This is a genomic window from Streptomyces sp. CO7 (assembly GCF_053474865.1).
In genome coordinates this window covers 1575534-1583429 of record NZ_JBRIOU010000002.1, presented here as the reverse complement: position 1 = coordinate 1583429, position 7896 = coordinate 1575534, and the positions used below count along the sequence as shown (strand labels likewise).

The 7896-nt window shown below is 71.8% G+C and carries 6 protein-coding genes and 1 pseudogene; 2 read left to right on the top strand and 5 right to left on the bottom strand.

The window, feature by feature from the left end:
* The coding region (gene araD / locus ACOV8S_RS09275) for an L-ribulose-5-phosphate 4-epimerase AraD (protein WP_448317226.1) at positions 1 to 636 on the bottom strand (636 nt) is incomplete at its 3' end.
* Positions 637 to 958: 322 nt separating this feature from the next.
* Here araD and ACOV8S_RS09270 point away from each other — a divergent pair.
* Positions 959 to 1978 carry a LacI family DNA-binding transcriptional regulator gene (locus tag ACOV8S_RS09270; protein WP_448317408.1) on the top strand — a complete coding sequence of 340 codons (1020 nt, stop codon included), beginning with the start codon at positions 959 to 961 and terminating at the stop codon, positions 1976 to 1978.
* A 261-nt stretch (positions 1979 to 2239) separates the two neighbouring features.
* On the opposite strand, the gene yjfF is transcribed toward ACOV8S_RS09270, so the two are convergent.
* The 4 genes from yjfF to ACOV8S_RS09250 all read right to left on the bottom strand — a co-directional run bounded on the left by yjfF (position 2240) and on the right by ACOV8S_RS09250 (position 7037).
* Complete coding sequence (gene yjfF, locus ACOV8S_RS09265; RefSeq protein ID WP_448317225.1) at positions 2240 to 3265, bottom strand: galactofuranose ABC transporter, permease protein YjfF; 1026 nt, start codon at positions 3263 to 3265, stop codon at positions 2240 to 2242.
* Positions 3262 to 4407 carry an ABC transporter permease gene (locus tag ACOV8S_RS09260; RefSeq protein WP_448317224.1) on the bottom strand — a complete coding sequence of 382 codons (1146 nt, stop codon included), beginning with the start codon at positions 4405 to 4407 and terminating at the stop codon, positions 3262 to 3264. The genes yjfF and ACOV8S_RS09260 overlap by 4 nt, the downstream gene beginning before the upstream one ends.
* Positions 4404 to 5963, bottom strand: coding sequence for a sugar ABC transporter ATP-binding protein (locus ACOV8S_RS09255; protein WP_448317223.1), 1560 nt, complete (start codon positions 5961 to 5963; stop codon positions 4404 to 4406). Before ACOV8S_RS09255 ends, ACOV8S_RS09260 begins: the two co-directional genes overlap by 4 nt.
* A 78-nt stretch (positions 5964 to 6041) precedes the next feature.
* Positions 6042 to 7037, bottom strand: coding sequence for an ABC transporter substrate-binding protein (locus tag ACOV8S_RS09250; protein ID WP_448317222.1), 996 nt, complete (start codon positions 7035 to 7037; stop codon positions 6042 to 6044).
* A gap of 337 nt (positions 7038 to 7374) precedes the next feature.
* Between ACOV8S_RS09250 and ACOV8S_RS09245 the strand changes: the two are divergent.
* Positions 7375 to 7896, top strand: a pseudogene (locus tag ACOV8S_RS09245) (ribulokinase); the annotation flags it as partial.

The following is a 7896-nucleotide window of genomic DNA, read 5'->3' as shown; positions in this document are numbered from 1 at the left end:
GCCCAGGCGGGCGCCGAGGGCGAGGGTGTGCAGGGCCATCTCGGCGACGGCCTCGCAGACGACGGCGTTCTCCAGGGAGGCGGTGGCCGTGGGACCCCAGGTGAAGGGGCCGTGGCGGGACACCAGCGCGCCGGGAACCTCCTCGGCCCGCCGCGGGTCGGACCGGAGCATCTGGACGATGACCTGTCCGGTGTTGAACTCGTAGTCGCGGGCGCACTGTTCGGGGGTCAGGTCCTCGGTCACCGGGACCGGGCCGTTGAAGGTGTCGGCGTGGGTGGTGCCCAGCACGGGGATGGGCCGCCGGGCCTGGGCGAAGGCGACGGCGTGGGTGGAGTGGGTGTGGGTGACGCCGCCGATGAACGGGAAGGCCAGGTAGAGGCACCGGTGGGTCTCGGTGTCGGTGGAGGGCCTGAGGGCGCCCTCGACGACCCGTCCGTCGTCGAGCGCCACCACGACCAGGTCCTCCTCGGTGAGGTCGGCGTAGGAGACCCCGGACGGCTTGATGACGAAGACCCCTGCCTCCCTGTCCACGCCGCTCACGTTCCCCCAGGTGAGGGTCGCGAGGCCTGCCTCGGGGATGCGGAGGTTGGCCTCCAGGACCTCACGACGCAGGCTCCTGAGGGGCGTTGCGTTCACTACGCTCTCACCGTCCTTCCGGGATCGGCGGCCCGGCCACCGTGAGTGTTCTCGCGGAAAGCGGCCGCCGTTGTGGGTGGGCCCCAGAATTGTGAGCGCTAACATGGCGCCGACTCAAGGGCGGGGACGAAGTTGCGGTGTCCGAAGGAGAGGTTGGCTGCGATCATGATGTGAGCGCTCGCATCGGGGGCGCACAGGATGGACCGCGGGCCGGCCCGCACTCGGGGTGCTCCGCGCGCGCGGGACGGCGCACCCGGACGGGCCGCCCATCGAGAGGGGAAGAGGATTGATCCAGCAACCGGACGGCTCCAAGGCGCCCACGATGGCGGACGTCGCCCGGGTCGCCGGCGTGTCGCACCAGACGGTCTCGCGCGTGCTCAGCGGACACCCGAACGTGAGCGCCAGGACCCGCGCCGTGGTGACGGAGGTCGTCGAGCGACTGGGTTACCGGCGCAACTCGGCGGCCCGGGCCCTGGCGACGCGGAGGACGCACACGCTCGGCGTCATCGCGGTGAACACCACGCTGCACGGCCCCGCCAGCACGCTGGCCGGGGTGCAGGAGGCCGCGCGCGAGCGGGGGTACCTGACCTCCGCCGTCACCCTGCGGGCGGCCACCGAGGAGGCGCTCACCGAGGCGGTGCAGCACCTAGCGGGGTGGGGCGTGGAGGGGATAGTCGCCATCACCCCCTGGCGCGACGCCGTGCGGGCGCTGGCGGCGCTGGAGGCCCCGTGCCCGGTGGTCACCGTGGAGGGCGGCCACGACCTGGACCTGCCCGGGGTCTCGCTGGACCAGCACCTGGGCGCCCGCATGGTCACCGAGCACCTGCTGACGACCGGGCACTCCACCGTCTGGCACGTGGCCGGACCCGCGGACTGGCTGGAGAGCGAGGCGCGCACCGCCGGTTGGGAGGCGGCGCTGCGGGACGCCGGCGTGGAGGCGCCGCCGCTGCTGCGGGGGGACTGGAGCCCGTTGTCCGGCTACCAGGCGGGCCAGCAGCTCGCGGGCCGGGTGCTGGCGTCCTCCGGCCGGGCGGGGGGTCTCACGGCGGTGTTCGTCGCCAACGACCAGATGGCGCTGGGGGTGCTGCGGGCCTTCCGCGAGGCGGGGCTGCGGACGCCGGCGGACGTGGCCGTCGCCGGGTTCGACGACATCCCCGAGGCCGAGTTCTTCCCCCCGCCGCTCACCACGGTGCGCCAGGACTTCGCCTCCCTGGGGCGGAGCAGCATCGGCCTGCTGCTGGAGTACATCGAGGGGACGGCGGAGGGGGTGGCCCACCACACCCTGGCTCCCGAACTGATCGTGCGGGCCAGCACGGCGCGGCGCGAGCCTTCACGCGACTGACGCGACGGCGGCGACGGAGGCGACGGAGGCGACGGAGGCGGCTGACACGACCGAGGCGTCCGGAGCGGTCGAGGCGAACCGAGGAGACCGGGCCGCCGGCAGCGACCGGGACCGACCGAAGCGACCGCACGCCGCCGGGCGCCGGACGGCGCGGCCACCCCCGGTGGCGTGCGGTCCGGCGCCCGGCGGCGTGCGGTGCGGGCGCGTCCCGGTCGGGCGCACGACGACCACGGCCGCCGCGCGCCCGACCGGGACCGGGGCTCAGTCGGTCTCCGCGCGGCGCCCGGTCATCAGCCGCTGGAGCACGATGAACACCAGCAGCAGGCCGCCGATGACGATCCGGGTCCACCAGGAACTGAGGGTGCCCTGGAAGTTGATGACGGTCTGGATCATGCCGAGCACCAGGACCCCGAGGGCGGTGCCCAGGACGAAGCCGGAGCCGCCGGTGAGCAGCGTCCCGCCGATGACCGTCGCGGCGATGGCGTCCAGTTCCATGCCCATGGCGTGCAGGGCGTACCCGGAGAGCATGTAGAAGGTCATCAGCACGCCGCCGAGGGCCGAGCAGAGGCCGCTGACGGCGTAGACCGCGATCTTCGTGGGCCCCACCGGCAGACCCATCAGCCGCGCCGAGGTCTCGTTGCCGCCCAGCGCGTACACCCCGCGGCCGAAGCGGGTGTGGTGCAGGACGACGAAGGCGATCAGCAGGACGACCAGGGCGATGACGACGGAGACGGAGACGAAGAGGCCTCCGGAACCGTACAGCCGGGTCTGGGCCATGGAGACCGTGGTGGGGTCGTCGATGGTGATGGACTCGGTGCTGATGGTGTAGCAGAGCCCTCGGGCGAGGAACATGCCGGCCAGCGTGACGATGAACGGCTGGATCTCGAAGGTGTGGATGATCCAGCCCATCAGTGCACCCCCCGCGGCGCCGATCGCCAGGACGAGCGGGATCGTGGCGCCCAGGGACCAGCCGTGGTGCTCGACGAGCGAGGCGGTGATCATCGTGGACAGGGCCACCATGGAGCCGACCGAGAGGTCGATGCCGCCGGTGAGGATGACGAAGGTGGCGCCGACGGCGACGACCAGCAGGAAGGCGTTGTCGATCAGCAGGTTGAGGACGACCTGGGTGGAGAAGAAGCCGTCGTAGCGCAGCGATCCGACGGTGAACATCGCCACCAGCAGCACCGCCGTGACGAGCAGGGGGATCCGGCTGCCCGTGACGCGTGAGCCGGTGCGGGTGAGCGGGCGGGTGAGGCGCGCCGCCTTGGGGACGGTGCCGGTGCTCATGCGCGGACCTCCTGCTGCGGGCCGGCGGCGGCCGCCTTGCTGTCGGATCGGGCGGGCCGGCTCCCGCGGCGGCGCGCCAGCTTGGCCCGGAAGACCGGTGACTGCACGAGGCAGACCACGATCACCACGAAGGCCTTGAACACGAGGGTGGTCTCGGGCGGGACGCCGAGGGTGTAGACGGTGGTGGAGAGGGTCTGGATGACGAGCGCGCCGAGGACGGTGCCGCCGAGGGAGAAGCGGCCGCCGGTCAGGGCGGTGCCACCGATCACGACGGCGAGGATGGCGTCGAGTTCGATCCACAGGCCCGCGTTGTTGCCGTCCGCGGCGGAGACGTTGGAGCTGATCATCAGGCCCGCGACGGCCGCGCACACCGCGCTGAAGACGTAGACCAGCGTCAGCAGCCCGGCCGCGCGGATGCCGGTCAGACGGCCGGCGGCGGGGTTGCCTCCGACGGCCTCGATCAGCAGGCCGAGCGCGGTGCGCCGGGTGACGACGGCGGTGAGCGCGACGACCACCGCGGCGAGCAGCACGGCGAAGGGCAGGGTCAGCAGGTAACCCCCGCCGATCATGTGGAACGTGGCGCTGCTCACCGTGATGATCTGCCCGTCGGTGATCAGCTGGGCCACGCCGCGGCCGGCGACCATGAGGATCAGGGTGGCGACGATGGGCTGTACGCCGAGGCGGGCGACGAGCAGGCCGTTGCAGAGGCCGAGGACGACCGCCACGCCGAGCGCGACGGCGACGGCGGTCAGCACGGTGCCGGCGCTGCCGGGGTCGGCGGAGCCGGCGATGTGCTCGCAGGCGAGGGCGCCGGCGATGGCCACGGTGGATCCGACCGACAGGTCGATGCCGCGGGTGGCGATCACCATGGTCATGCCGAGCGCGACCAGGGTGAGCGGCGCGCCGAACTGCAGGATGTCGATCAGGCTGCCGTAGAGGTGCCCGTCCTGCACCCGGACATCGAAGAAGTCGTGGGTGAAGACGAGGTTTCCGAGCAGCAGGGCGAGCAGCACCAGCGAGGGCCACAGCAGCCGGTGTCCGGCCAGCCGCTTGAGGACGGCGCCGGGTGCGGTGCCGGGTGCGGCCCCGGTGGGCGCGCCGGGCGGACCGGTCCGCGGGGACCGGTCGGGCGGGTTGGTCATGAGTCCGCTCCGGTGGCGATGGTGGCCAGAATGCGGTCGGGGGTGACGCTGTCGTCGTTGACGAGGGTGGCCACCATGCGGTGGTCCCGCAGGACGGCGACGCGGTGGCTCAGGCGCAGCACCTCTTCGAGTTCCGCCGAGACGAACAGCACGGCGGTGCCGTCCGCGGCGAGGCGCGCGACGAGTTTCTGGATCTCCGCCTTGGCTCCGACGTCGATGCCACGGGTGGGCTCGTCGAGGATGAGCAGCCGGGGTTCGGTCAGCAGCCAGCGGGCGAGCAGCACCTTCTGCTGGTTGCCGCCGCTGAGGTTGCGCAGCTGGGCCTCGGGGTCGGCGGGCCGGATGTCGAGGGCGTCGATCCAGCGGCGGGTGAGCTCCTCCTGCCGGGTGCGGGACAGGGGGCGCGTCCAGCCCCGTGCGGCCTGGAGCGCCAGGACGATGTTCTCGCGGATCGTCAGCTCGCCGAAGACGCCCTCCGTCTTGCGGTTCTCCGAGCAGAAGGCGATCTTGTGGGTGACGGCGTGACGGGGCGACCGCAGGGAGACGGCCTTGCCGTCGACGGTCACCTGGCCGTTGTCGGCGCTGTCGGCGCCGAACAGCAGGCGGGCGGTCTCGGTGCGGCCGGATCCGAGGAGGCCCGCGAGGCCGATGACCTCGCCGGGGTGGATGTCGAGGTCGTAGGGCTCGACGGAGCCCTTGCGTCCCAGTGCGCGCGCCTGGAGGAGGGGCTCGCCCGCGGCGCGTTCGGCCGCCTCCTCGTGCGCCTGCTCGGAGAGTTCCTCGAGGGTGGCGAGTTCGCCGCCGATCATGTGCTGCACGAGGGTGACCGGGGTGAGTTCGCCGATGGCGTACTCACCCTGGAGGCGGCCGTTGCGCAGGACGGTGACGCGGTCGCAGAGCTCGAAGACCTGGTCGAGGAAGTGGGTCACGAAGAGGATGGCGACCCCGCGGTCGCGCAGCCGGCGCACCAGGGCGAAGAGCTGGGCGACCTCGTCGCGGTCGAGGCTGGAGGTGGGCTCGTCCAGGACGAGCACCTTGGCGGAGACGTCCACGGCCCGCACGATGGCGACGAGTTGCTGCACCGCCAGCGAGTGGGAGCCGAGCGGGGAGGACACGTCGAGGTCCAGGTCCAGCTCGGTGAGGAGTTCGGCCGCGCGCCGCTTGAGGGCCTTCCAGTGGACCAGTCCGAGGCGCCGGGGCTCACGTCCGATGAGGATGTTCTCCGCCACCGAGAGGTTGGGGCAGAGGTTGACCTCCTGGTAGACGGTGCTGATGCCCGCCTGCTGGGCCTGGAGGGGGTCGGCGAAGGTCCCCGGCCGGCCGTCGACGAGCAGGGTGCCCTCGTCGGCCGTGTGCACGCCGGTGAGCACCTTGATCAGGGTGGATTTCCCGGCGCCGTTCTCGCCCATCAGGGCGTGGACCTCGCCGGGGTGGAGCCGCAGGGCGACCCCGTCCAGGGCGAGTACGCCCGGGAACTGCTTGCGGATGCCGGTGGCCTCCAGGACCGGCCGCCGCTCGCCGGCGTCCGGGACTGCCGGGGTGGACGGGGCTGTCATCCGCCCTCCTTCTCACTCGTGTGGCGGTGACGCCGGAGGGGGCGGTGCGTGCCCCCTCCGGCGCCGGTTCCGGTCGCCTCAGTACTGGCGGGTGGGCAGGGCCTCTTCGGCCTGGTCCTGCGTGAAGACGCCTTCCTCGGTCTCGACCCGGGGCGGCACCTCCTCGCCGTCCACGACCTTCTTGGCGAGGTCCATCAGCTGGTCGCCGAGGAGCGGGTTGCACTCCACCACGACGTTGATCTTGCCTTCGGTCATCGCGACGAAGGCGTCCTTGATCCCGTCGATGGAGATGATCTTGATGTCCTTGCCGGGCTTCTTGCCGGCCGCCTCGATGGCCTGGATGGCGCCGAGGGCCATGTCGTCGTTGTGCGCGTAGAGCACGTCGATGTCCTTGTGGGACTTCAGGAAGGCCTGCATGACCTCCTTGCCCTTGGCACGGGTGAAGTCGCCGGTCTGCGAGGCGACGACCTTGAACTTGTCGTCCTTGCCGACGATCTCGGCGAAGCCGGCCTTGCGGTCGTTGGCGGGCGCGGAACCGGTGGTGCCCTGCAGCTCGACGATGTTGACGGGGCCCTTGTCGTCCGCGTACTCCTTGGTCAGCCACTCGCCGGCCGACCTGCCCTCCTTCACGAAGTCCGAGCCGAGGAAGGTCTTGTAGAGCGAGGTGTCCTTGCTGTCCACCGCGCGGTCGGTGAGGATCACCGGGATGCCGGCGTCCTTGGCCTCCTTGAGCACGGTGTCCCAGCCGGACTCCACCACCGGCGAGAAGGCGATGACGTCGACCTTCTGCTGGATGAAGCCGCGGATCGCCTTGATCTGGTTCTCCTGCTTCTGCTGGGCGTCGGAGAACTTGAGGGTGATGCCGGCCTTCTTCGCCGCCTCCTGGACGGACTTGGTGTTGGCCGTCCGCCACCCGCTCTCCGCGCCGACCTGGGCGAAGCCGAGGGTGATCTTGCCGTCCGAGTCCCCTCCCCCGGGCTTCTCGGAGTCGGGCGCCTCGGTGGAACAGGCCGTCAGCGTCGAGGTGGCGAGGAGGAGGACCGTGCTGAGGGCGAGAGCGGCTCTGCGGGCCATGACGTGTGTCCTTTCGAGGTGCACGGAGGGTGCCGTCGATGCGACCGAACACCGGCCGCGCGAAGGGCGGCCTCCTCACGGAGGGCGCGCCGTCGCATTGTGAGCGCTAACAAGACAGGTTCTCAATCCCCTTGCGCGCGTTATCTTTCCGTGACTCGCCGTGACAGCCTCAGGCGTGCGGACGCGTCAACTCCGCGCGCGCAGGAGACGCTCACTCTCCGCACGCCTCTTGCGCCGAGAGATTGTGAGCGCTAACACTTCGGTGTCCCCCGCACGCGCCTACGACGGGCTCCGAAGAGTCCCTCCGCGGCCCAACGGCCACCCGAAAGGCATCTCCGTGACCTCTGCCCCTCCTCCCCCGCCCGCTCCCGGATCCGCCGACGACCTGCCCGAGGGTTCCGAGCGGTACACCGTGGGCGTCGACTTCGGCACCCTCTCGGGGCGCGCCGTGGTGGTGCGGGTCCGCGACGGTGAGGAACTGGCCTCCGCGGTCCACGAGTACCGGCACGGCGTGATCGAGGAGCGGCTGCCCGGCTCGGACGCTCCGCTGCCGCCCGACTGGGCGCTGCAGCACCCCGAGGACTGGCGTGACGTGCTGCGCGAGGCGGTGCCGGCGGCGGTCGCCGCGTCCGGCGTCGATCCGCGCGCGATCATCGGCGTCGCCACCGACTTCACGGCCTGCACGGTGCTGCCCACGCTGGCCGACGGGACTCCGCTGACCGGGACGCCGCTGGGCGGACGGCCGCACGCCTGGCCCAAGCTGTGGAAGCACCACGCGGCGCAGCCGCAGGCCGACCGGATCAACGCGCTGGCCCACGAGCGCGGCGAGAAGTGGATCGGACGGTACGGCGGGAAGATC

Excerpts from the sequence above, each read along its gene's own strand:
- ACOV8S_RS09270 (WP_448317408.1), top strand. The coding sequence starts at position 959 with ATGGCGGACGTCGCCCGGGTCGCCGGCGTGTCGCACCAGACGGTCTCG.
- ACOV8S_RS09255 (WP_448317223.1), bottom strand. The coding sequence starts at position 5,963 with ATGACAGCCCCGTCCACCCCGGCAGTCCCGGACGCCGGCGAGCGGCGG.
- yjfF (WP_448317225.1), bottom strand. The coding sequence starts at position 3,265 with ATGAGCACCGGCACCGTCCCCAAGGCGGCGCGCCTCACCCGCCCGCTC.
- ACOV8S_RS09260 (WP_448317224.1), bottom strand. The coding sequence starts at position 4,407 with ATGACCAACCCGCCCGACCGGTCCCCGCGGACCGGTCCGCCCGGCGCG.
- ACOV8S_RS09250 (WP_448317222.1), bottom strand. The coding sequence starts at position 7,037 with ATGGCCCGCAGAGCCGCTCTCGCCCTCAGCACGGTCCTCCTCCTCGCC.